General features: G+C 65.2%; 19 protein-coding genes, 2 pseudogenes and 1 CRISPR repeat array. Of the genes and pseudogenes, 7 read left to right on the top strand and 14 right to left on the bottom strand.

All coding sequences use genetic code 11. From position 1 onward, the window contains the following. Positions 1-6: 6 nt before the first annotated feature. The 14 genes and pseudogenes from atpD to AC54T3_RS04645 form a co-directional block, all read right to left on the bottom strand. A complete protein-coding gene (atpD, locus tag AC54T3_RS04710; protein WP_496622755.1) occupies positions 7-1,383 on the bottom strand; it encodes a F0F1 ATP synthase subunit beta in 1,377 nt (458 codons plus the stop codon). An 87-nt stretch (positions 1,384-1,470) separates the two neighbouring features. Further along, positions 1,471-2,343: a F0F1 ATP synthase subunit gamma gene (atpG, locus tag AC54T3_RS04705; protein WP_496622754.1), complete on the bottom strand. Its 873-nt coding sequence runs from the start codon at positions 2,341-2,343 to the stop codon at positions 1,471-1,473. A gap of 115 nt (positions 2,344-2,458) precedes the next feature. Beyond that, positions 2,459-4,000 (bottom strand): F0F1 ATP synthase subunit alpha, encoded by a 1,542-nt coding sequence (gene atpA / locus AC54T3_RS04700; protein ID WP_496622753.1) that lies wholly within the window; start codon positions 3,998-4,000, stop codon positions 2,459-2,461. Between the two features lie 13 nt (positions 4,001-4,013). Continuing rightward, complete coding sequence (locus tag AC54T3_RS04695; protein WP_496622751.1) at positions 4,014-4,553, bottom strand: F0F1 ATP synthase subunit delta; 540 nt, start codon at positions 4,551-4,553, stop codon at positions 4,014-4,016. Between the two features lie 9 nt (positions 4,554-4,562). Beyond that, positions 4,563-5,033, bottom strand: a complete 471-nt coding sequence (locus tag AC54T3_RS04690; RefSeq protein ID WP_496622749.1) for a F0F1 ATP synthase subunit B — start codon at positions 5,031-5,033, stop codon at positions 4,563-4,565. 60 nt (positions 5,034-5,093) lie between these two features. After that, on the bottom strand, positions 5,094-5,327 hold the full coding sequence (atpE, locus tag AC54T3_RS04685; protein WP_200246175.1) for a F0F1 ATP synthase subunit C: 234 nt from the start codon (positions 5,325-5,327) through the stop codon (positions 5,094-5,096). Between the two features lie 43 nt (positions 5,328-5,370). Further along, positions 5,371-6,237, bottom strand: a complete 867-nt coding sequence (gene atpB / locus AC54T3_RS04680) for a F0F1 ATP synthase subunit A (protein WP_496622747.1) — start codon at positions 6,235-6,237, stop codon at positions 5,371-5,373. A gap of 15 nt (positions 6,238-6,252) precedes the next feature. Continuing rightward, positions 6,253-6,615: an ATP synthase subunit I gene (locus AC54T3_RS04675; RefSeq protein WP_496622745.1), complete on the bottom strand. Its 363-nt coding sequence runs from the start codon at positions 6,613-6,615 to the stop codon at positions 6,253-6,255. A gap of 340 nt (positions 6,616-6,955) precedes the next feature. Next, a complete protein-coding gene (locus AC54T3_RS04670; RefSeq protein WP_496622743.1) occupies positions 6,956-7,876 on the bottom strand; it encodes a ParB/RepB/Spo0J family partition protein in 921 nt (306 codons plus the stop codon). A gap of 45 nt (positions 7,877-7,921) precedes the next feature. Continuing rightward, a complete protein-coding gene (locus tag AC54T3_RS04665; RefSeq protein ID WP_496622742.1) occupies positions 7,922-8,716 on the bottom strand; it encodes a ParA family protein in 795 nt (264 codons plus the stop codon). After that, positions 8,709-9,425, bottom strand: a complete 717-nt coding sequence (rsmG, locus tag AC54T3_RS04660) for a 16S rRNA (guanine(527)-N(7))-methyltransferase RsmG (RefSeq protein WP_496622876.1) — start codon at positions 9,423-9,425, stop codon at positions 8,709-8,711. The genes AC54T3_RS04665 and rsmG overlap by 8 nt, the downstream gene beginning before the upstream one ends. A 15-nt stretch (positions 9,426-9,440) precedes the next feature. Then, positions 9,441-9,707, bottom strand: a pseudogene (gene gidA, locus AC54T3_RS04655) (tRNA uridine-5-carboxymethylaminomethyl(34) synthesis enzyme MnmG); the annotation flags it as partial. Between the two features lie 180 nt (positions 9,708-9,887). After that, positions 9,888-11,504 (bottom strand): annotated as a pseudogene (gene mnmG, locus AC54T3_RS04650) (tRNA uridine-5-carboxymethylaminomethyl(34) synthesis enzyme MnmG); the annotation flags it as partial. Between the two features lie 174 nt (positions 11,505-11,678). Next, entirely contained in the window at positions 11,679-13,145 is a 1,467-nt protein-coding gene (locus tag AC54T3_RS04645; RefSeq protein WP_496622741.1) for a lytic transglycosylase domain-containing protein, read from the bottom strand. Between the two features lie 242 nt (positions 13,146-13,387). On the opposite strand from AC54T3_RS04645, the gene rlmH reads away from it, so the two are divergent. From rlmH to AC54T3_RS04610, 7 genes are all read left to right on the top strand, one after another. Next, positions 13,388-13,912: a 23S rRNA (pseudouridine(1915)-N(3))-methyltransferase RlmH gene (rlmH, locus tag AC54T3_RS04640; RefSeq protein ID WP_496622740.1), complete on the top strand. Its 525-nt coding sequence runs from the start codon at positions 13,388-13,390 to the stop codon at positions 13,910-13,912. After that, positions 13,909-14,589: a Maf family protein gene (locus AC54T3_RS04635; RefSeq protein ID WP_496622738.1), complete on the top strand. Its 681-nt coding sequence runs from the start codon at positions 13,909-13,911 to the stop codon at positions 14,587-14,589. The genes rlmH and AC54T3_RS04635 overlap by 4 nt, the downstream gene beginning before the upstream one ends. A gap of 184 nt (positions 14,590-14,773) precedes the next feature. Further along, positions 14,774-16,228, top strand: a complete 1,455-nt coding sequence (gene rng, locus AC54T3_RS04630) for a ribonuclease G (RefSeq protein WP_496622874.1) — start codon at positions 14,774-14,776, stop codon at positions 16,226-16,228. Between the two features lie 131 nt (positions 16,229-16,359). After that, positions 16,360-20,592 (top strand): YhdP family protein, encoded by a 4,233-nt coding sequence (locus AC54T3_RS04625; RefSeq protein WP_496622737.1) that lies wholly within the window; start codon positions 16,360-16,362, stop codon positions 20,590-20,592. An 89-nt stretch (positions 20,593-20,681) separates the two neighbouring features. Continuing rightward, entirely contained in the window at positions 20,682-21,509 is an 828-nt protein-coding gene (locus tag AC54T3_RS04620; protein WP_496622735.1) for a carbon-nitrogen hydrolase family protein, read from the top strand. Between the two features lie 196 nt (positions 21,510-21,705). Further along, positions 21,706-23,151, top strand: coding sequence for a metalloprotease TldD (gene tldD, locus AC54T3_RS04615; RefSeq protein ID WP_496622733.1), 1,446 nt, complete (start codon positions 21,706-21,708; stop codon positions 23,149-23,151). A gap of 45 nt (positions 23,152-23,196) precedes the next feature. Further along, a complete protein-coding gene (locus tag AC54T3_RS04610; RefSeq protein ID WP_496622731.1) occupies positions 23,197-23,847 on the top strand; it encodes a Uma2 family endonuclease in 651 nt (216 codons plus the stop codon). Between the two features lie 122 nt (positions 23,848-23,969). Continuing rightward, positions 23,970-24,364: direct repeats of the CRISPR family, unit length 29 nt; unit sequence CGGTTCATCCCCGCAGGCGCGGGGAACAC.

Below are 24,364 nucleotides of genomic sequence, written 5' to 3'. Positions count from 1 at the left end.
GGGCGGTCACATCTTCTCCGCTTTGGCGACGGCCTCGTCGATCGAGCCGACCATATAGAACGCCTGCTCGGGCAGGTTGTCGTGCTCGCCGTCGACGATCGCCTTGAAACCGGCGATAGTGTCTTTGAGGCCAACGTACTTACCCGGCGAGCCGGTGAAGACCTCGGCGACGAAGAACGGCTGCGACAGGAAGCGTTGGATCTTACGCGCCCGGGACACGGTCAGCTTGTCGTCCTCGGACAGCTCGTCCATACCCAGGATGGCGATGATGTCCTTCAGCTCCTTGTAGCGCTGTAGCGTCCCCTGCACCGCGCGCGCGGTGTCGTAATGCTCCTGGCCGACGATGTTCGGATCGAGGATACGGCTGGTTGAGTCCAGCGGGTCCACGGCCGGGTAGATACCCAGCTCGGCGATCTGACGCGAGAGCACCAGAGTCGCGTCCAAATGCGCGAAGGTGGTGGCCGGCGACGGATCGGTGAGGTCGTCCGCCGGGACGTAAACGGCCTGGAACGAAGTGATCGAGCCGGTGTGGGTCGAGGTGATGCGCTCCTGTAGGGCGCCCATCTCCGAGGCCAGGGTCGGCTGATAGCCCACGGCGGACGGCATGCGGCCCAGCAGTGCCGAGACCTCGGTGCCGGCCAGGGTGTAACGGTAGATGTTGTCGATGAACATCAGCACGTCACGGCCTTCCTCGCGGAAGTACTCGGCCATGGTCAGACCGGTCAGCGCGACGCGCAGGCGGTTGCCCGGAGGCTCGTTCATCTGACCGTAGACCAGGGCGACCTTGTCCAAGACGTTGGACTCGGTCATCTCGTGGTAGAAGTCGTTACCCTCGCGGGTGCGCTCGCCGACGCCCGCAAACACCGAGAAGCCGGAGTGCTCGGCGCCGATATTACGGATCAGCTCCATCAGGGTGACGGTCTTGCCGACGCCGGCACCGCCGAACAGGCCGACCTTGCCGCCCTTGGAGATGGGCATGATCAGGTCGATGACCTTGATGCCGGTCTCGAGGATCTCGGTCGCGCCGGCCTGCTCCTCGAACGAGGGGGCCTCGCGGTGGATCGGCCAGGTCTCCTCGGCGCCGATATCACCCTTCTCATCGATCGGCTTGCCGAGCACGTCCATGATACGGCCGAGGGTCTTGGGACCCACGGGCACGCTGATTGGCGAGCCCGTATTGCTCGCGTCGATGCCACGCTTCAGGCCGTCGGTCGAGCCCATCGCAATGGTGCGCACGACGCCATCGCCGAGCTGCTGTTGCACTTCCAGCGTCAGACCGGTTGAGTCGACCTGAAGTGCGTCGTAGACCTTGGGCATCGCGTCGCGCGGGAACTGAACGTCGACGACGGCGCCGATGATTTCCACCACCTTACCGGAACTCATAGCGGATTCCTCTATTCTGCCTTGCGGAGTGCGCGCAAGGGCGTGTTTACCTGAAGTCGAATGCCGTCGCGGGCAGCCCGCGCGCCGCTATCCAACGGCAGCGGCGCCACTGACGATCTCAGAGAGTTCTTGTGTGATCGCCGCCTGGCGCGCCTTGTTGTAGACCAGCTGCAACTCATCAATCAGCTCGCCGGCGTTGTCGGAAGCGGCCTTCATCGCGACGCGGCGCGCGGCCTGCTCGCAGGCGCCGTTTTCGACCACGGCCTGGTAGACCAACGACTCGATATAACGGGTCAGCAAACTGTCGAGCACCAGGTGCGCATCGGGCTCGTAGATGTAATCCCAGATCGGCCCGGTCGGTCGCTCGTCGTCGTCGGCCGCTTGCAGGGGCACCAGTTGCCGAATGATCGGCTGCTGGGTCATGGTGTTGACGAACTCGTTGTAGACCACGTAGACCGCGTCGACCTCACCGTTCTCGAAGGCGTTCAGCATCACCTTGACGGTGCCGATCAGGTCTTCGATATGCGGTTTATCGCCGAGCTGGGTCACCTGCGCCTCGACCTTGCCACCGAAACGGCGGAAAAAGCCGAGCGCCTTGGAGCCGATGGTGCAGAACACCGGCTCGATACCCTGAGTCTTCTGCTCCTTGATGTTGGCCACCAAGCGCCGGAACAGGTTGCTGTTCAAGCCGCCGCAGAGGCCGCGATCGGAGGAGACGACGATGTAGCCAACGCGCTTGATCTCGCGCTGCTTGGCCATGAAGCTGTGTCGGTATTCGGGTGATGCCTTGGCCAGGTGACGGATCACCTGCAGCATCTTCTCTGCATAAGGACGCGAGGCCTGCATACGCTCTTGGGCCTTACGCATCTTTGAGGTCGCGACCATCTCCATCGCACCGGTGATCTTCTGGGTGCTCTTGATGCTCGAAATCTTGGTGCGGATCTCTTTGGCGCCTGCCATTGCGTGCTCCGTGTGTGAGCGGGCGCGCCCGAAGGGACGCGCTCACGCCAGACCTCTATCTCGGTTGAGCCAAATGACCTGAAAAGCCGCCCGGACAGAGGCCCGGGCCGACGTCTTACCAGGTGTTGTTGGCCTTGAAGTCCTTGAGCGCACTGTGCAGGGCGCTCTTGACCTCGTCATCGTATTTGCCCGAGGCGTTGATATCGTCGAGCAAGGCCTTGTGACTGCTGGCCACGTAGCTCTGCAGGGCACGCTCGAAATCGACCACCTTCTTCACGTCGACATCGTCGAGGTAGCCCTCGTTCGCCGCGAACAGCGAGACCGCCATTTCACCCACATTCAGTGGGTGATACTGCAGCTGCTTCATTAGCTCGGTCACCCGCTCGCCGCGCTCGAGCTGCTTGCGGGTTGCCTCGTCGAGATCGGAAGCGAACTGCGAGAAGGCCGCCAGCTCACGGAACTGGGCCAGCGCGAGGCGAATACCACCGCCGAGCTTCTTGATGATCGTGGTCTGGGCGGCACCGCCAACACGCGAGACCGATAGACCCGCGTTGATCGCGGGACGGATACCAGCGTTGAACAGATCACTCTCGAGGAAGATCTGACCATCGGTGATCGAGATGACGTTGGTCGGCACGAACGCCGATACGTCGCCAGCCTGGGTCTCGATGATCGGCAGCGCGGTGAGCGAGCCGGTCTTGCCCTTGACTTTGCCGTCGGTCGCCTTCTCGACATAGTCAGCGTTGACGCGAGCGGCGCGCTCGAGCAGACGCGAATGCAAGTAGAAGACGTCACCCGGATAGGCCTCGCGACCCGGCGGCCGACGCAGTAGCAGCGAGACTTGGCGATAGGCCCAGGCCTGCTTGGTCAGGTCGTCATAGACGATCAGCGCGTCTTCACCCTTGTCGCGGAAGTATTCGCCCATCGCACAGCCCGAGTAGGGCGCGATGAACTGCAGGGCCGCCGAGTCCGAGGCGCCAGCATGGACGATGATGGTGTGCTCCATCGCGCCGTGCTCTTCGAGCTTGCGCTGCACGGCGGCGACCGAGGAGTTCTTCTGGCCGACAGCGACGTAGATGCACTTAACGCCGGTGCCTTTCTGGTTGATGATCGCGTCGATGGCGACTGCGGTCTTACCGGTCTGACGATCGCCGATGATCAGCTCGCGCTGACCACGGCCGACCGGCACCATCGCATCAATGGCCTTGAGGCCGGTCTGCATCGGCTCATCGACCGACTGGCGAGCGATGACGCCGGGCGCGATCTTCTCGATCGAGGATTGCGCGGCGGCATCGACCGGGCCCTTGCCGTCGAGCGGCGTGCCGAGTGGGTCGACGACGCGACCGAGCAGCCCTTCGCCGACCGGCACCTCGAGCACACGGCCGGTACAACGCGCCCAGTCCCCTTCGGAGAGATGGGTATAGTCGCCCAGGATCACGGCACCGACCGAGTCGCGCTCCAGGTTCAGCGCCAGGCCAAAGGTGTTGTTCGGAAACTCCAGCATCTCGTAATACTGGGCATCAGACAGCCCATAGATGCGGACGATACCGTCGGTCAAGCTGACGATCGTGCCCTCGGCTCGCGCCTCGGTCTTGATGTCGAACTGCTCGATCTTCTGTTTGATGAGATCACTGATCTCGGAGGGATTGAGTTGCATGGCGGTGTCCCGTTCAGAATTGCAATTCGTTAGCCAGCTGCTGCAGCCTGCCGCGTACCGAGGCGTCGATCACGACGTCGTCGGCACGCACCTCGAGACCGCCGATCAAGGTGGGGTCGTCTTCGACCGTCAGCTCCACGTCGGCGCCGAAATGGCGCTTCAGCGTTGAGCGCAGGCTCTCCTGCTCGGCAGCCGAGAGGGCGTAGGCGCTGCGAACCTGGATGTGCCGCACGCCCTGAGCCGCCGTCTTGCGGGCCTCGAACAGACGCGCTAGATCAGGCAGGATGCTCAGGCGCTCGTTCTCGGCGAGCAGACGCACCAGGTTCTGGGCCTCGACGCTCAACCCCTCGCCGACGACCCCAAAGATCAGGTCGAGCAGCGTGCTATCGCTGAGATTTGGATTTCCGATCTGCGACGCGACCTGTGGGTCGGCCACGATGGCTGCGAGCTTGTTCAGCGCCTCCGACCAAGCGTCCAGAGTGTGACCGGCCTGGGCCACCTCGAAGGCGGCTTCGGCGTAGGGTCGCGCGATGGTTGTGCTGTCTCCGGCCATCGGCGTGTCCTAAAGCTGTTTCGCGAACGAGTCGAGCAGCGCCTTGTGCGCACTGGCATCGACCTCTTTCTCAAGAACCTTCTCGGCAGCGGCCACGGCGAGTGTTGCCATGCGCTCGCGCAATTCCTCGCGCGCCCGATTGGTCTCCTGCTTGATCTCGGCATGCGCGGCCGTCTTGATGCGATCGGCCTCGCCTTGCGCATCACGCTTGGCCTCGTCCATGACCTCGTTGTAGCGCTTTTGCGCCTGTGCGACGATATCGGCCGCCTTGGTCTTGGCCGCCTTCATTTCTTCGAGCGCCTTTTGGCGTCCGATCTCTTGCTCTTGCTGGCCGCGCTCGGCTGCCGCGAGACCTTCGGCGATCTTGGTCGCCCGCTCGTCCAGCGCCTTCATCAGCGGCGGCCAGACGTATTTCATACAAAACGCCACGAAGACCGCGAAGGCGATCATCTGGGTGATTAGGGTCAGATTGATGTTCATCCTATTGCCTCGTTGGGGGACGCGCGGTGAGCGGTGCTGTCCGTCCGGGACGAGACGAGATCAGAGTGCGAACATCGCGTACAGACCCATCGCGATGGCGATGACTGGCAGCGCGTCGGTCAGGCCCATGACGATGAAGAACTGGGTGCGCAGCATCGGGATCAGCTCGGGCTGACGCGCGGCACCTTCCAGGAAACGACCACCGAGGACACCGATACCGACACCGGCGCCGATAGCGCCAAGACCCAGCATCAGACCGGCCGCGACGATGATAAGAGCTTCTGCGATTTCCATTTGAATTCCCCCTCGGGAGGCTGTGTTGTGTGAAAGGAAAAGATCAGTGATCGGTCTGATGCGCCATGTCCAGATAGACGATGGTCAGCACCATGAAGATGAAAGCCTGCAAGGTGATAATCAGGATATGGAAGATCGCCCAGGCCAACTGCAGTGCACCGCCACCGAGGGTGAGCACCATGTTGTGGCCGTACATCAGCGCGACCAGAATGAAGATCATCTCACCGGCATACATGTTGCCGAACAGTCGCAGCGAGAGCGACAACGGCTTCGACAAGAGGCTGATGCCCTCGAGGATCAGGTTGGCCGGCAGACCGAACTTGCCAAACGGATGCAACGTCAGCTCGCCGACGAAGCCGCCCACGCCCTTGATCTTGATGCTGTAGTAGAGCACCAGGAAGAAGACCGCCAGCGCCATGCCAAAGGTGACGTTCGGATCGGTGGTCGGCACCACGCGCATGTAGACATGATGCGGATCGGCGCCGAACAGCCCCATGAATTGCCCAAACGCCCAGGGGATCAAATCCACCGGCACCAGGTCCATCAGGTTCATCAGGAAGACCCAGGCGAAGATGGTCAGCGCGAGCGGAGCGACCATGTCGTTCTTGGCGCTGAACGAGCCGCGCACATTCTCGTTGACGAAGTCGATGATCCATTCGATGAAGTTCTGTGCCTTGCCGGGCACGCCGGCGGTGACGTTATCCGCTACCTTACGAAACCCGATCAGGAAGAGGACGCCAAGACCGATCGACCAGAGCAGGCTGTCGACGTGCAAGGCCCAAAAGCCCATGGCCGCCGCTTCCTCGGCATCGTGGGCGAACACCAGACCCTGGTCCGGAAGCCAACCCAGCGTCAGGTTGGTCAAATGGTGTTGGATGTAGTCGCTGGCGGTGAGCTCTGCGGTGGCCATCGATGAGGTCTCTTCTTAGCTGTTCGAGCGTGCATCCGGGCGCTGGGCGACGATGGCTGGCAAGATCTGGACCGCCAGATAGGCACCAAAGAGCGCCAGCGGATTCAGATCGTCCATGGTCGCGAATGCCAGGCCGAAAACGGCTAGGGCTATTGCAATCTTCGCAAGCTCAGCACCGTAGATACGGGCGAGCAACTGACCCGGCTCTCGCGCCTGATAGCGCTGAAAGACGCGGTACGCGAAGTACCAATTCGCGAGGAGGCAGGCAGCAGCACCCATCGCCGCCGCCAGCAACGCATTTGTACCAAACGGGATGGCCACGACAACGGCCGTTGCCGCGACGATGGCTTGCCAGACGAGCAGCCGTTTGAGCTGCACGCGATCTGGAAGACCCAGGCTTTCCGTTTTGGTTGAAATTCGGTCGCCCTCCTAAAGCTGGCGAAGTATAAGTTCCTCTGAATATACGGGTCAATGTCGATAGACAACCGGATGGCGAGGTTCGAGGCCAAAAAGGCCAGCCAGCCTGACTTGCGGGGCCAGACGCGCGCGCATAAACCCATTAAAATCAAAGCCTCATTGATTGCCAGCAACAATCAAGAGAACACCAGGCTTGCTAATGTCGATAGAAACCATCGAGATTGCCTATACTCGTCGCGGCGACCGGACACCGGCCACCGGATGGATGGCGGGGCGCTCCCGGCTCCGCGACTGAGTGCGGCTACTGGATATGCGCCAGGATGCCGTCGAGTTCATCAAGGCTGTTGTAGTTGATCACCAACCGCCCGGTGCCCTTGCTGCCATGCTGGATCACCACCCGCGCCCCGAGTCGCTCGGCGAGATCGTCCTGCAGGCGGCGGATATTCGGGTCCGGATCAGGCTTGGAGCGCGTCCCGTCCGGCGCCTCGGCATCGGCCTGGACCCGGCGAATCAAGCGCTCGGTCTCGCGCACCGAGAGCCCGAGCATCACCACCTGCCGCGCCACCTCGATCTGCGCATCACCACGCACCCCTAACAGGGCGCGGGCATGGCCCATCTCCAGGCGTCCCTCGTCCAACAGGGTCTTGACCTCGTCCTCGAGTTCGAGCAAGCGCAGCAGATTGCTGACCGTGCTGCGCGACTTGCCCACCGCCTCGGCCACCTGCAGATGACTGAGACCGAACTCATCGAGTAAGCGGCGCAGCGCCCCGGCCTCCTCGAGCGGATTCAGATCATCACGCTGGATGTTCTCGATCAACGCGATCGCCAGCGCGGCCTGCTCGGTGACCTCGCGCACCACCACTGGGATGCGCTCGAGCCCCGCCTGCTGACTCGCGCGCCAGCGCCGCTCGCCGGCGATGAGTTCGTAGCGATCGGCGCCGAGCGGGCGCACGAGGATGGGCTGGATCACCCCTTGCGCGGCGATCGAGTCCGCCAGCTCGCGCATCCGCTCCGCATCGAAATCCCGTCGCGGCTGATAGCGCCCGCGCTGGATTCGATCCAACGGCAGCTCGTGCACCGGCTCACCGACGACGGGTTTGATCAGCGCCTCGGCATTGGCCGCTGTCTGTTCCGGGTTCGATGCCAGGGCCGCTGCGTCGCGCGCGCCACCGAGCAGGGCGTCGAGCCCCCGGCCCAGCCCCTTCTTCTTGACAGCGGCCATTAGCGCTGAGGCTCCCAACGGTCGAGAAATGGATGCAGCATGCCGCTAGGCCGCGCTCGGCGTCCGCTCGCGCCGCCGCAGAACCTCGCTGGCGAGCGCTTGATAGGCGAGCGACCCACGCGAGCCGTGATCATAGAGCAAGGCCGGCAACCCATGGCTGGGGGCCTCGGCCAGGCGCACGTTGCGCGGAATAATGGTGCGATAGATCTCGTCGGCAAAATGGCTCGCCAACTGGGTCGAGACCTGATTGGCGAGATTGTTGCGCGGATCATGCATGGTGCGCAGGATGCCCTCGATGCGCAGTCCGGGATTACGGCTGTTGCGGATCTGCTCGACGGTATCGAGCAACGCCGATAGGCCCTCGAGCGCGTAGTACTCACATTGGATCGGGATCAGCACCCCGTCGGCGGCAACCAGCGCGTTCACCGTCAGCATATTCAGCGATGGCGGGCAGTCGATCAGCACGATCTCATAAGCATCGGCGACCCCGGCGAGAGCCTCCGCCAAGGCCCGCTCCCGCTGCCCGGACTGCATCAGCCCGACCTCGGCGGCGGTCATATCGCCATTCGAGGGCAGCAGATCGAATCCCGGCGCCGGCGCATCGAGCCGCCGCACGCACTCGGCAAAGCCGGCCTCGCCCATGAGCAGATCGCAGCCGGTGCGCTCGAGTTCGTTCTTAGCGATGCCCACACCCATGGTCGCGTTGCCCTGGGGGTCGAGATCGATCAGCAGCACGCGCCGACCCACCGCAGCCAGGGATGCGGCCAGATTCACCGCTGTGGTCGTCTTACCGACACCGCCCTTCTGGTTGGCGATGGCAATGGTTCTGATACTAGCCATGGTTTCTGCTGCCGAGGGGGACCTCAATCAGGAAGCGCTCGCCGTCGACGCCAGGAACAACGAGAGGGTGGATACAGGGTTCAGCGAGCCGGGCATCGACCGCTGCGGAATCCGTGGCCGACTGGCAGGCCAGCAGCCTGTTCAGCTCATCTTGGGCCAAGCGACCTTTCAGCGCCAACAGGCGGGCATCGTCACTGGCCAAGCCCCGCGCGCCGCGATAGAGATCCGGCAAGGACGCCAGGGCGCGGGCGACAATGGTAGCGAATTTGCGCGCCGGCCGGTACGTCTCGAGCCGACTCTGGATCACCTCGACCTGATCGAGCCCAAGTTCCAACACCGCCTGGCGCACGAAGCGCGTCTTCTTGCCGTTGCTGTCGAGCAGGGTAAAGGCCAGCTCGGGCCGGGCGATCGCCAGCGGAATCCCCGGCAGCCCGGCCCCGGTACCGAGATCCAGCACCGGCCCGCGCCCGACCCAGGGCAACACCGCCAGGCTATCGAGCAGATGACGCGCCACCTGCTCACGCGGATCGCGCACGGCGGTCAGGTTATAGGCCCGATTCCAACGCGCGAGCAGCAGCACATACTGCACCAATTGGTCACGCGCCGTCGCGTCCAGGGCCTCGGCGATCGCCGGCGCCATCGCCGCCAGCCCGGCATCCAACCGCGCCCGCAGCTCGGGCGCAGCCACCGCTTCATGCCCCGCGTGCATCGACACCTGAAGCACTCAGGCGCTCAGCCGCTTCAGATGGATCAGCAACAGCGACACCGCCGCCGGCGTCACCCCCGGAATCCGCGCCGCCTGCCCCAGCGTCGCTGGTCGCACCCGCCGCAGCTTCTCGCTGACCTCGGCTGATAACCCCCGCACCTGCTCATAATCGAAATCCACCGGCAGCGAGCGCGTCTCCTGACCGCGTTGACGCTCGATCTCGTCGCGCTGACGCGCCAGATAGCCGCCGTAGGTCGCCTGGATCTCGACCTGCTCGGCAATCGCCAGCGCGTCCGGATGGCGTGCACCCAGTTCTAACGCCGCAGGTTCATCAGCAACAGCCGCAGCCGCACCACCGGCCTCGTCATTCGCCACGGCGGCACTCCCGGCTTGCGCCCCTTGCCCACCGGCGGCTAGCACCCGATCCACCTGTGCCATCACGCCCCCCAAGGCCGACTCCGACGCTACCCCGAGCGGGTCACCGATCTCGGTGCAGGCGACCAGCTCCCGGTACGTCACCGCCGGACGCGCCAGCAGATCCAGCGCCCGCGCCTCACGCTTGATCGGCTCGCCGGTGCGCTGCTCGACCTCGGCCGCCAGTGCGGTGCCCGGCCGCACCCAGCAGGCACGCAGGCGCTGCTGCTCGCGCTCGATGGCCTCGCGCTTGGCCTCGAAGCGGCGCCAGCGCGCATCGTCCACCAGCCCGAGCCGGCGCCCGGTCTCGGTCAGGCGCAGATCGGCATTATCCTCGCGCAGCATCAGCCGATACTCGGCGCGGCTGGTGAACATCCGGTACGGCTCATTGGTGCCGCGTGTGATCAGATCATCGACCAGCACACCGAGATAGGCCTCGTCACGACGCGGTGACCAAGGCTCGAGTTCGCGCACCCGGCGCGCGGCATTCACGCCCGCCAACAGGCCCTGGGCCGCTGCCTCCTCGTAGCCGGTGGTACCGTTGATCTGGCCGGCAAAGAACAGCCCCGACACACAATGGGTCTCGAGCGATGGCGCGAGATCGCGTGGATCAAAGAAGTCGTACTCGATCGCATAGCCGGGCCGGGTCAAATGCGCCTGCTCGAAGCCCGGGATCGAGCGCACCAGCGCGTGCTGCACATCGAAGGGCAGGCTGGTGGAGATACCGTTCGGATAGACCTCGCCGCTTTCCAGCCCCTCCGGCTCGACGAAGATCTGATGCGAGGTCTTGTCGGCGAAACGCACGATCTTGTCCTCGATCGACGGACAATAGCGCGGGCCGATGCTCTCGATGACCCCGGAATACATCGGCGAGCGCGACAGCCCACTGCGGATGATCGCGTGCGTGCGCTCGCTGGTGCGTGCAATGTGGCAACTAACCTGGCGTGGATGCTCGGCGGCGCTGCCCAGATAGGAGAACACCGGCACCGGTACGTCACCCGGCTGCTCATCGAGCTTGTTGTAATCGATGCTGCGCGCGGCAATCCGCGGTGGCGTGCCGGTCTTCAGCCGCTCGACCCGAAAGGGCAGCGCGCGCAGACGCGCGGCTAAGGCGTTCGCCGGCGGATCACCGGCGCGCCCACCCTGGTAATTGCTAAGCCCGATATGGATCTTGCCACCGAGAAAGGTGCCAACCGTGAGCACCACCGTCCGCGAGCGAAACTCGAGCCCCATCTGGGTGCGCACGCCGACAACGCGCTCGCCCTGCCCGGCCGACTCGATCAGCAGATCATCGACCGCCTGTTGGAACAGATCCAGGTTCGGCGCGGTCTCCACAGCGGCGCGGACCGCAGCGCGATAGCGCATGCGATCGGCCTGGGCGCGCGTCGCGCGCACCGCCGGCCCCTTGCGTCGGTTCAGCACCCGGAACTGGATACCGGCGCGATCGGCCGCACGCGCCATCAGCCCGCCAAGAGCGTCGATCTCGCGCACCAGATGACCCTTGCCGATGCCGCCGATGGCCGGGTTGCAGCTCATCTGGCCGATGGTCTCGATATTGTGGGTCAACAGCAAGGTGCGCGCACCGACGCGAGCGGCGGCCAAGGCCGCCTCGGTGCCGGCATGGCCACCGCCGACGACGATGACCTCATACTCGTGTTCTGCCCACATGCGTCTCGGTTCCTCTCGCGGCGATCCGCCATGATAATGCGAATCTATCGGCGGTTGGGGCAACGATCATGCCCCACAAGCGCGAAGGGATGCCAATGCGCCTCAGTCCGAGGCAACGGAGACCGAGAAAGCCGTGATCTCCGTCAGCAGGTACGCGGTGTTCGGCACGGTGTTTCAGCCGCTCACCCGAAGTTTCTGACCAACGCGGATGGTGTTGTCGTCCGGGCCGATTTGATTCAGCCTGCGAAGCTTGTCGATCGAAATGCCGTTGGTGATCGCGACCCGGTAGAGGGTTTCATCGGGTTTGACGACATGATATTTCGCCGGGGCGGCCGCCGGCTTAGTCTTGCCGGCCGGCGTTGCGGTGCCCTGCTTCGGCGCGGTACTCGCCGACTTGCCCGCCGAACCGGTCTCGTTGCGAGCCACCTGCGTCGCCGTCGCGGGCGCGCTGATCCGGTCTCGATAAGCCGGGGGTTGCGCCGCCACCCGACGCATGCTCCCGGCCGGCAGCCAGACCGTACTCCCGGCTGGCAGGTGGACACGGCCGGCAACCGCCCGCTCGCTCCAATGCAGGTTCAAGCGAGCCAGGCTCGCCGTGGACACACCATAGTGACTGGCAACGTACTGGGCGGGCATCGAGCTGTGCAGCACCAAGCGATCATGCGACCAAGGCTCCTCAAAGCGCACACCCTCCGGGAAGTAGCGATCGGGATGATCGGCCACCTCGCGCGCGGCGACGAAGGAAGCGTAGAAGTTGCGCGAGGCGAAGCCGAAGGCGCGGCCCTTGTAGTGCTTCACGATCTCGCCGATATCATCGCCGTGCTGGGCCTTGGCGTTGGCCATGCCGCCCTTGCCATGGTTGTAAGAAGTAATCGCAAGCGGCCAGCTACCGAGCTGGCGATGCGCCGCTGACAAATAGCGCGCCGCACCGTCGGCGCAGGTGATCGGGTCCAGACGCTCATCGAGGGTGCGATCGACGCGCATCCCATAGTCGCGACCGGTGGCCGGCATGAACTGCCAGATCCCGGCCGCGCCCACGCTGGAGCGCGCATGCGCCTGGAACGAGGACTCGACATGCGGCAGGTAGGCGAGGTCGTCGGGCACGCCATTGGCACGCATGATGGTGCGAAACTCTGGATCATAGCGGCCGCTGATCTCGAGCCCGCGCTTGAAGCGCTCGCGCACGCCGCGCTGGCTGCGCAGACGCTGCGAGGCGCCGTAGAGCGCCCCCTTGCCCGCCTTCGTCTCGATCTTGGCCAGCAACTGCTTCTCCGCAGCGCTGAGCGGCGCGCGCTCGCGCACCTTATGCTCGAGCGCGCGAAGCCGATCCCGGTGGAAGGCCTCGCGCGACTTCACCCAGGCACGCTGCTCATGGGTGTATCCTTCCTTGATCGTCCCAGGGAGTTCACCAACCTCATAAACCACCCCCATATACTCGTTGTCATGGAAGGCGACCTGGCCCCGGCTCCACACACCATAGACATGGCGCCAGAAATCGACGTTGGGCTGGATTTCCTCAGGGACCGGGAATAGGCCAGTGGTCTCGTAGTTGATCTTGCCAACGCCATCCCCGTGCAGATTCGCCCCGCCACCACAGCCGCTCAACGCGAGGACCGCCGCGATGACGAGGACGCTGGCCACTCTTGGGGCGATCCTTGGGACCGCCCTTGGGGCCATGGCAGAGGTCAGCGCTTGAGCAAACGCCTGGATGGGCAGTGGCGTCGGGCTCGGACTGGGCCGACCGGGGAAACCTCTCTGCGCGGGGATGCTGTTGCTCGTCGGCTTGCTCATGACGGGACCAATGCCTCTTCGGGTATTCTGAGCGAAAACAAAAGGAATCCTCGCTTACCTGAAGCTATTCTGCAAGTGCTGACGAGGACAGAATGCGCATCCATCTCTTAAGCGTCGGACGGCGCATGCCGGCCTGGGTCGAGGCCGGCTTTGCCGAGTATGCCAAACGCCTGCCATCAAGCTGCGCACTCTCGCTGGTCGAGATCGAGCCCGCCGCGCGCGGCAAGGGCCTGGGCCGAGGTCGCGGCAAATCCGGACAACGCGCGCAACTCTCGCCGGCGGAGCGCGCCCGACTGCTCGCCGACGAAGGCGAGCGGCTGCTGAAGGCGGTCCCGAGCGACGCGCTGGCGATTGCGCTGGATGTGCGCGGTCGCGCCTGGAGCACCGAGGCGCTCGCCGCCGAACTCGAGGGCTGGCTGGCGGGTGGACGCGACCTGGCGCTGCTGGTCGGTGGGCCGGATGGACTCGCGGATGCCTGCCTGGCGCGCGCCGAGCGGCACTGGTCGCTCTCGCCGCTGACCTTCCCGCATCCGCTGGTGCGTGTCATCCTCGCCGAACAACTCTACCGCGCCTGGACCCTGATCCAGGGCCACCCTTACCACCGTGGAGCGCGATGACGCATCCTTCCAAAACTCAGCCAGTGGCGGCATCGTCGATCGACCTCTACCTGGCCTCAAGCTCGCCACGGCGCCGCAAGCTGCTCGCGCAGTTGGGCCTGCGGCCGAGGATCGTCGCCGCCAAGACGGACGAGACGCCCGCGCCGGACGAAACCCCCGAAGCCTATGTCACCCGCATCGCACAGGCCAAGGCGCGCGCGGGCTGGGCCACATTGACCGCGCCAGAGCGCCTACCCTTGCTCGCCGCCGACACCGCTGTCGTGGTCGACGATCACATCCTTGGCAAGCCTGTGGATGTCGAGAGGGCGCTGCAAATGCTAGCCTTGCTCTCGGGCCGGAGTCATTCGGTCCTCACTGCGGTCAGCGTGCTGAGCGCCGCCGCCGGCGCAGACCAGCAGCGTGCGCCAGGCGCATGGGCAACATCCGGTCAAGTGCCTCGGGAACGTCAGGTCCTGGTTCGGACCGAAGTCCGCATGCGCCCCATCACGCGCCACGAAGCCTTGGCCTATTGGGCCAGCGGTGAGCCGCGCGACAAGGCCGGTGCCTATGCGGTGCAGGGCCGGGGCGCGATCTTCGTCGAGGCGATTCGCGGCAGCTACAGCAATGTGGTCGGACTGCCGCTGTTCGAGACGGCGAGGCTGTTGCGCGAGCACGGTATCGACCCACTTGCCGGCTAAACTGCGGCTCCGAATGCACGCAGCGAGCGGATGACGGCGGGCCATCGCGATGCACTCCCGCAGCACGCGAGCATCCCGGCGCGGGATACACGACCATGCCGCTCGGCCCCATACACCCGAGAACAACAACGAGGTCGACAGCCATGCCACCGAGCCACTCTTTCGCCCAGCGCGCGACTCAACGATGAGCGAAGAGATCCTGATCAATGTCACCCCGCCGGAGACGCGTGTCGCGGTGGTCGAAAACGGCGTGGTGCAGGAGATCATCATCGAGCGCGCTCAGCGCTGCGGCCTGGTCGGCAGCATTTATCGTGGGCGCATCTGCCGCGTGCTGCCCGGCATGCAGGCCGCCTTCGTCGAGATCGGCCTGGAGCGGGCCGCGTTCCTGCATGCCTCCGACATCATGGGCGTCGAGGGCGAGACTCGCAGCGAGCACATCACCAGCCTGGTCAAGGAGGGCGATCCGATCCTGGTGCAGGTGGTCAAGGATCCGCTCGGCAGCAAGGGCGCGCGTCTGACCACCAATATCTCGATCGCCTCGCGCTATCTGGTCTTCATGCCCCGGCTCGGCAACACCGGCGTGTCGCAGAAGATCGAGGACGATGACGAGCGCAAGCGCCTGCGCGAGGTCCTGCAGACCTATGTCGACGAGCACGAAGGCATCGGCGGCTACATCGCCCGTACCGCCGCCGAGACCGTGAGCGACGATGATCTCTGCCGCGACATGGCCTTCCTCGCGAAGCTCTGGAATGGCATCCGCGAGCGCGCCGCAAGCGCGAGCGAGATCGGCCTGATCCACGATGATCTCGCGCTCGCCCTGCGCGCGCTGCGCGACCTGGTCACGCCCGAGGTCGAGCGGGTGCGCATCGACTCGCGCGCCACCGTCGACAAGGCGCGCCCGTTCGCGGTGAAGTACATCCCCGAGATCGTCGATCGCATCGAATACTACGGCGGCGAGCGGCCGCTGTTCGATCTCTACGGCGTCGAGGACGAGATCCAGAAGGCCCTGCAGCGCAAGGTCCAGCTCAAGTCCGGCGGTCATCTGGTGATCGACCAGACCGAGGCGATGACCACCATCGATGTCAACACCGGCGCCTTCGTCGGCCATCGCAACCTCGAGGAAACCATCTTCAAGACCAACCTCGAGGCGGCGCAGGCGATCTGCCGTCAGCTGCGGCTGCGCAACCTCGGCGGGATCATCATCATCGACTTCATCGATATGACCGACGAGGAGCACAAGCGCCAGGTGCTGCGCGCGCTCGAGAAATGCCTCGCGCGCGATCACGCCAAGACCCATATCACCGAGGTCTCGGCGCTCGGCCTGGTCGAGATGACCCGCAAGCGCACCCACGAATCGCTTGAGCATATCCTTTGCGAGCCCTGCCCTTGCTGCGGCGGGCGTGGCTCGTTGAAGACCGCCGAGACCACCTGCTACGAGATCTTCCGCGAGATCCTGCGCGAATCGCGCCAGTTCGAGATCGAACAACTGCTGGTGCTGGCCTCCCAAGAGGTCATCGATCGGCTGCTGGACGAGGAATCCGGTCATCTTGCCGAACTCGAGGAGTTCATCGGCAAGCCGATCAAGCTCCAAGCCGAGTCGCTGTATACTCAAGAGCAGTACGATGTGGTCTTGATCTGACGCCGGACGCCAACTCTGGAGCCTGCCGAATCCCTGCGGGCGCGCGCCATGAACGGCCAGACCTTGTTAAGCCTCCAAGAGCGCAACAGCGGCCGCTACGCGGGCAAGATCCTTCGGTCACGGCAATAGAGATGCGAATCCTCCATTGGCTCTTCCAAGCGGCTGTCGCCACCTTTGCGGCCGCGATCATGGCGTTGGCGGTCCTCTCGATCGCCGTGCGACTGCTTCTTCCGCACGCCGATGGCCTGCGCGAGGACTTGGTCGAGCGTCTCGGCGAGACTTTGGGCGTTGATGTCGAGGTCGGCGCCTTGTCGATCCGCTTGCGCGGGCTTTCGCCCCAACTCAGGTTCGTGGACGCGCAATTGCTCGCGCCCGTGCCATCCGCATCGGCCGCGCCGGCCGAGGAGCCGAATGAGCCGCTGCTCGCCGCGCAAGCGCTGAGCGTCGATCTCGATCTCGTGGCATCGCTCGTGGCCCGGCGGCCACGGATCGAGGCGGTCACTCTCGTTGGCGCCGACATCCACGCGCACCGCGACGCCGAGGGGCGCATCCGCATCCGCGGACTCGAGGCGATGCAAGGCAATGATGCACAGGCGCTCGCGTTCTTCTTGCGCGAAGGCCGCTTCCGGTTGCTCGACAGCCGGCTCAGCTGGCACGACGTGGACACCGAGGCGCCAGTCCAAACGCTGTTCGTCGAGGTCGCCGAACTCGTCAATCAGGGGCGGCGCCATGACCTGCGCGTCCAGGCCCGCACGACTGATGATGCCGACAACAGGGCGCGGACCGGGACGCCGATCAGGGCGCTGCAACTGCTCGCCAAGCTCGAAGGGCCAGCAGTGCATCCCGAGCGCTGGTCCGGTCGTCTCTATCTCAAGGCCGAGGGTGGCGATCTGGCGCCGACCGCCAGCGCGTCAATGGCGGCGAACAGGCGGGCCGCCGCTAGACTCGGACTACACACCAGTGACGTCCAGATCGAGACCTGGAATCGGCTCGAGCAGGGGCGCCTGACCGAGTCCCTGTCAACAATCGGGATCGCGGGGCTCGAACTCGAGGGCGATGATGCCCGCGCGGCGCTCCAGCTCGGCGATCTGTCCGGGCTCGCCCGCTGGCAGCGGCAAACCGAAGGCTGGCGGCTGGACATCCAGGAACTTAGACTGCCCGGCAGCGGCGCATCGTCGCCGACCTCAGCCACGCTGCGCTACCGCCGCGCACCAACTCGGGACACCGCTACCCCCGCTGCCAAGCCCGCCCCAGCGGCGCGCCTGTTCGCGGCCATTGGCGCGCTCCCGATCGGCCCGCTCGCCGAGTTCGGCGCACGGGTTATTCCCGATCTCCCCGAACCTGTCAGCGCACTCGCCGAAGGCCGCATCAGTGGGCTGGCCCGCAACCTCGCCGTGCATCTGGAACTGCGCCCCAACACGGCCGCCCCTAGGCTCCCCGCCCTTACCGATTGGCGCCTCAAGAGCGCGATCGACAACCTTGCCATCAGCGCCGGCACCCAGATCCCGCCCTTCTCTGGACTTGATCTCGACATCGACCTAGGTCCAGCGGGCGGACGGGCGCGCCTCGACGGACACGAGGCCAGTCTCGACCTGCGACCGCTGTTCGCCCAGCCCCATCGGTTCACCGCGCTGGATGGCGCCTTCGCCTGGCGCCTGATGCCGGCCGGCTCGATCCATCTCTGGACCCACGCCTTGCGCGCCGAGACCGCACACCTCGAGACCCTGACCCGGCTGAGCCTCTGCGTGCATCCCTCCGGCGCCAATCCATTCATCAACCTGCACACGCATCTGCGTGACGGGGGCATCGAGGCGCTTGCGCAATGGCTCCCGGTCGGGATCATGGATGAGGGGCTCACGGACTGGCTGCTGACGGCCATCGTCGATGCGCATCTGGAATCTGGCGATCTGCTGCTGCGCGGCCCGCTCGATCGGTTCCCATTCGATCGCCAGGAGGGGCGCTTCCTATTAGCGCTGCGCATGGTCGACGGCGTACTCGACTACGGCGGCGGTGCCCACTCCGCCGCGCCCCAACCCGCCGCCCCCCCAGCCCCGGGGCTGCGCAGCGCCGAGCAGACCGAGCCGCTGCGCTGGCCGCCGCTGCGCGAGGTCGCGGCCAGCCTTCGCTTCGAGAACCGACGCCTCGAGATCACTGTCCCGAGCGCCGAAATCCTCAACACCCAGGTGGACGCTGGACACCTGCGCATGCCTGACCTCTGGAATCCAACCTACCTGGAGATCGATGCGCGCGGCACCGGACCGCTGGCCGATGGCAGGCATGTGCTGGCAACGACCCCCTTGGCGAATCAACTCGGTGGTCTGGCGCGCGCCATCGACGTCAGCGGCAACGGCGACATTGCGCTACAGCTCGGTGTGCCGCTGAACAAAGCACTCCCCTTCCGCTACAGTGGCGAACTGCTCTGGGAGCCAACCTCTACGCCCACCGTCGCGCCTAACGCCACGCCCAACACCGAGCGCACGCTCAGGATCAAAGGCACCGACCTGCAATTCAGTGGGATCGAGGGCCGCCTGCGCTTCGATGAGACGGGCATCGATGCCGACGAGATCCGCGCCAACCTCGGCCAACAAGCGCTCGAGATCGAAGTCGAGACCCACGGCGGCGGCGGCGACGAGGCGCGCACCGAGATCGGGCTGCATGGCCAAACGGCGGTCGCCAGACTGGCCGAGGCCTTGCCCAGTGAACTCTGGCAATTCGCTAGCGGCGAGTTCGATTGGCGCCTTGGTCTCAGCCTGCGTAACCGCGACGCCGTTCAACAGACCCCGCCGATCGACTTCACCCTCGGCTCCGAACTCCAGGGCCTCGGGCTGTCATTGCCGGCACCGATCGGCAAGTCGGCGAGCGAGCCACGCGCGTTTCGGCTCAGTGGCCGCTATCAAGACCAATGGCCGCTGCCGCTGCGCGTCGACTATGCCGAACTCGGCGCCTTGATAGAGGTTGATCGAGCCCCAGATGGTGCGCTTGCACCGCAACGACTCGCGATCGACCTGAGCGGCCAACCGGCGGCGTTGCCACCCGCGCGCTCGATTGAGATCGGCGGTGCACTCGAGTCGCTGGATCTCGGTCCTTGGCTCGATTGGGCCGCGCGCACCGATCTGACCGCGCTACGGGGCGGCGACGCCGACGACCAGCTCCAGCTGCTCCCGGTGCACCTCAACATCGACGATCTGCGTTTCAACGCCCTGCGGCTGAACGACCTTGAGGCCGTGCTCCGTCCGCAAGCAGACGGTCGCTGGGAGATTCAGTTCAATGCCGAGCAAAGCGGTCACGGCGAGATCAGGCTGCCGGCCAGCGAGAGCCAGAACCCGCTGCGCATCCGGCTAGAGCGTCTGGATCTGACGCCACTGTTGGAAGCGCGCGGCGCAGAGACCGAAGCAAGGACGGCGGACACACGCGCCGACCCACGCACCTTCGGCCGTCTCGACCTCGAGGTCGAGCAGCTTCACTATGGTGATGATCTGCTGGGCCGGTTGCGGATACAGAGTGAGCCGCAGGCAAACGGAGTCCGCTTCGAGACGCTGTCATTAGAGGGCCCCCATGTCGACGCCAGCGCTCGAGCGGAGTGGCTCATCGATGCCACCGATTACGTGGAAACCTCGATCGAACTCGATGCCAAGAGCAACGCGGTCGGAGAGTTGCTGCGCGAAAGCGGCTTCTACAGCGCCTTGAGCGGCGCGGCAGGTGAGCTGCTGCTCGATCTCAGCTGGCCCGGCGGCCCAGGTGATCTGTCATTGGCGCGCGCCCGCGGCTCACTGGCGATCGAGGTCGGTTCCGGTCGCATGCTCGACATGGAACCCGGGGTCGGTCGCATGCTGGGCATCCTCAACACAGGCGCCCTCAGCCGCAGGCTGAGCCTGGACTTCAGCGATCTGTTCGAGGATGGCTTCACCTTCGATCGCATCCAGGGCGAGATTGTCATCGGCAGCGGCGAGGCGCGCATCCGCACGCTCAGTATTCTCGCGCCGCCCGCTGATATCGAGATCAGCGGTCGCACGGATCTCGTCGAGGGGATGCTCGATCAGGCCGTCGTGGTGACCCCCGAGATCGGCGTCGGGCTCGCGCTCGCCGGCACGCTTGCCGGCGGCCCGGTGGTCGGCGCTGCGGTGTTCTTGGCCGACCAGGTCACCGATGGCGCGTTCGAGCGCCTCGGGCGTTATGCCTACCGCGTCACCGGACCCTGGCGCGATCCGCTGATCCGTCGCGTTGACACCGGCGGCTCACCCTCGGTCGGCAACCTCTTCGTCGGCGATGAGGACGAGGCCGAGAGCAAGCCGACACCGGGCACGACGAACGCGGCGCCACCGAAACGCGAGCAACCAAGCAGTCCCTTCCTTGAAGGTTTCTAATCCTGCACCCTGACCTTTTGACGGGCGCGCCCAAACAGAGCGCGTCCGGTGGTGCTATGGTTAAGGTACATTGACGAGATCGAGCGCCTATGAGCGATACCCCCAAGGTCGCGGCCGTGCAGATGGCCTCAGGCCCAAACACGACCGCTAATCTGATCGAGACCGAGCGCCTTATCCGCATCGCCGCCGAGGCTGGCGCCGGCCTGGTGGTGCTGCCCGAGAACTTTGCCTTCATGGGCAAGCATGACAACGATCTGCTGCATCTGGCCGAGCCCGATGGTCAAGGTCAACTGCAAGACTTCCTGGCCAAGACCGCCAGCCGCTATGGAGTCTGGCTCGTCGGTGGCACCATCCCGCTGCAGAGCAGTGATCCGAGCCGGGTGCGCTCGGTTGCGCTGATCTATAACGATCAGGGGGATCGGATCGCGCGCATCGACAAGACCCATCTGTTCGACGTCGTGCTTCCCGATGTCGACGAGCGTTATCAGGAATCGGCGACCATCGAGCCCGGCGCGCAAAGCCCGGTCGTTGACACGCCCTTTGGGCGGCTCGGAGTGTTGATCTGCTACGAACTCCGCTTCCCGGAAACGGCGCGGCGGATGATCGACAGCGGGCTCGAGCTGCTCGCCGTGCCGGCCGCCTTCACCGCACTGACCGGCAAGGCACATTGGGAGATCCTGGTGCGTGCCCGCGCCATCGAGAACCTGACCTATGTGATCGCCGCCGCCCAGGGCGGCTACCATCTCAGTGGCCGCGAGACCTATGGCCACAGCATGATCGTCGACCCTTGGGGCAATGTGCTCGCCCAGGTCGCGCGCGGCGTCGGCCAGATCTGCTGCGCGCTCGATCGTGACCGACAGGCATCGATTCGCCGCACCTTCCCTGTCCTCGAACATCGTCGCCTCAAGTGCCGCTGAGACACTGTCCGTCAACTGTTCCCCGGTTTGAACGCCCGTATCGGGCAACAATCGGGAAGTAGAAAGTGGACCTCGCCAATGGCCGGCATTGGACGCGCCTTCACGCGCCGCAGCTGGAAAAATCGCGCGATGCCTACCACTTCTTCCGGATCACCAGCAACGGCCAGACGCCCAAGAACGCGAGCCTAAAGACCTTATGACCGACTCCATCGACATCGCGCGCCAGAGCATCCTCGCGCCCTTCGGCCTCGGCGACAGCGACCTCGATCGCCTGATCGGCGCGCTGCGCAGCCCCGCCATCGACGCCGCCGACGTCTATTTTCAGAGCAGCCGGCTGCAATCCTGGATGCTCGAGGACGGCATCATCAAGGACGGCAGTTTCAACATCGAACAAGGCGCCGGTCTGCGCGCCATCAGCGGCGAGAAGACCGGCTTCGCCTACTCCGACGAACTCGAACTCTCGGCGCTGACCAAGGCCGCTGATGCTGCCCGCGCCATCGCCCGCAGCGGCGGTGCATCGCCCGTCAGCATCGGCGGCGGCATGCCCGCGCGCCAGCGGCTCTATGAGCCGATGAACCCGATCGAGAGCCTGAACGACGCGGCCAAGATCGACCTGCTGCACCGGGTCGATGCCGAGGCGCGTGGCATGGACGCGCGCGTGAAAGAGGTGATGACCAGCCTGGTCGCGGTGCAGGACACTATCCTCGTGGTCTCCGACGACGGCCGCCTGAGCGCTGATGTGCGCCCGCTGATCCGCCTCAGCGTGGTCGCGGTGGTCGAGGAGAATGGCCGTCGCGAGCAGGCTCACAGCGGCGGCGGCGCACGCCTGGACCTAGGCTGGATGCTGGCCGAGGATCGCGCGCTCGGCTTCGCCCGCGAAGCGGTGCGCCAAGCCTTGGTGAATCTGGAAGCCGGCCCCGCCCCGGCCGGCACCATGCCCGTGGTGCTTGGTGCTGGTTGGCCCGGCGTGCTCCTGCACGAGGCGATTGGCCACGGGCTCGAGGGCGACTTCAACCGCAAAGGCACCTCGGCGTTCAGCGGTCGGCTCAATCAGCGCGTCGCCGCCAAGGGCGTCACCGTGGTCGATGACGGCACCCTGCCCGGTCGCCGTGGCTCGCTGAACATCGACGACGAGGGCACACCGACCCACTGCACCACGCTGATCGAAGACGGCATCCTGGTCGGCTACATGCAGGATCGGCTCAACGCGCGCCTGATGGGCATGGCGCCGACCGGCAACGGCCGGCGCGAATCCTACGCGCATCTGCCGATGCCGCGCATGACCAACACCTATATGCTCGCCGGCAACCATGATCCGGGCGAGATCATCGCCTCGGTCGAGAAGGGGCTGTACGCAGTCAACTTCGGCGGCGGCCAGGTCGACATCACCTCCGGCAAGTTCACCTTCTCCGCGAGCGAGGCCTATCTGATCGAGAATGGCAAGATCGGCCGTCCGGTCAAGGGCGCGACCCTGATCGGCAACGGCCCCGATGTGCTCACGCGCGTCAGCATGGTCGGCAACGACCTCAAGCTCGACGAGGGGGTCGGCACCTGCGGCAAGGATGGCCAGAGCGTACCGGTGGGGGTTGGGCAGCCGACGCTGCGCGTCGATGCGCTGACCGTCGGCGGCACTGGGGCTTAAGCTAAGGCGCATCCGTCCGTTTTTTTCTCTCCACCGAGGTTCGTCATGGCCGCGATTGCTGAGCGCATTGCCGATACGCCTGCTGACGGATTAGCACCCGCCACCGCAGATCGAGCCACGCCACCCGACGACCAAATCGTCCTGCTCGATCAGGCCGACTGGAGCGATTACGAGCGTCTGCTCGAGATCCGGGGCGAATCTGCAATCCCGCGGCTGACCTTCATCGACGGAGTGCTGGAGCTGATGACGCCATCATGGAATCACGATTGGGACAAGAAAAGCCTCGCCCGACTGATCGAAACCTGGGCCATTGAAGTCGGGGTTGCGATGGATGGAGCGGGCTCCTGGACTATCAAGTCGAAGCTCGCCAAACGGGGCGCCGAGCCCGACGAGTGCTATCTGCTCGAACCCATCGCGAAAGAGCCCAGCCGACCGGACATTGCCATCGAGGTCGTGCGCACCAGCGGCGGGTTGAACAAGCTCGAGGTCTATCGTGTACTGGAGGTGCCGGAGGTTTGGTTCTGGCAGCACGGGCGGCTCCAGTTCTACGGGCTCGAAGGCGACCAGTACCAACAGCGTGAGCGCAGCCGCCTACTGCCACAGCTCGATCCAGCCTTGATCGAGGCCTGCATGGGTGCGCCGACCCAGACCGAGGCCATCCGGCAACTGCGCCAATCGCTCGGGGCAGAACGCTGAGACGTCGCTCGACCTGGCCGGTCGCAGCGATGAGCGTCGAGGGCATTTCCGATCCGATGCGCCGCGTTTCGAGGCGCTGAGCGCGCAGCCAAAAAGGCTCACTGCGCCATTGCCAAGACTACCGGTTCATCCCCGCAGGCGCGGGGAACACGCCGCGTCACCCCGACGGAGAGGTACTAGTGCCGGTTCATCCCCGCAGGCGCGGAGAACACTCGTCCGGCGACGCCGCATCGATGATGGCGCGCGGTTCATCCCCGCAGGCGCGGGGAACACGGACGCTCGACACACAGGCGGACTGGTCGTGTCGGTTCATCCCCGCAGGCGCGGGGAACACCACCAGGGGCTTGCCACTTACCCGGACGGCACCGGTTCATCCCCGCAGGCGCGGGGAACACCCGATTTGCTGGCCGACGCGGAGATAGAGCGGCGGTTCATCCCCGCAGGCGCGGGGAACACGTGCGATCCAGGCAACCTGTCCCGCATCGAGCAGGTTCATCCCCGCAGGCGCGGGGAACAC

It is taken from the genome of Halochromatium sp. NSM3, from assembly GCF_059621085.1.
The sequence above is the reverse complement of the archived record's forward strand: the minus strand, read 5'-3'. Positions and strand labels throughout refer to the sequence as shown.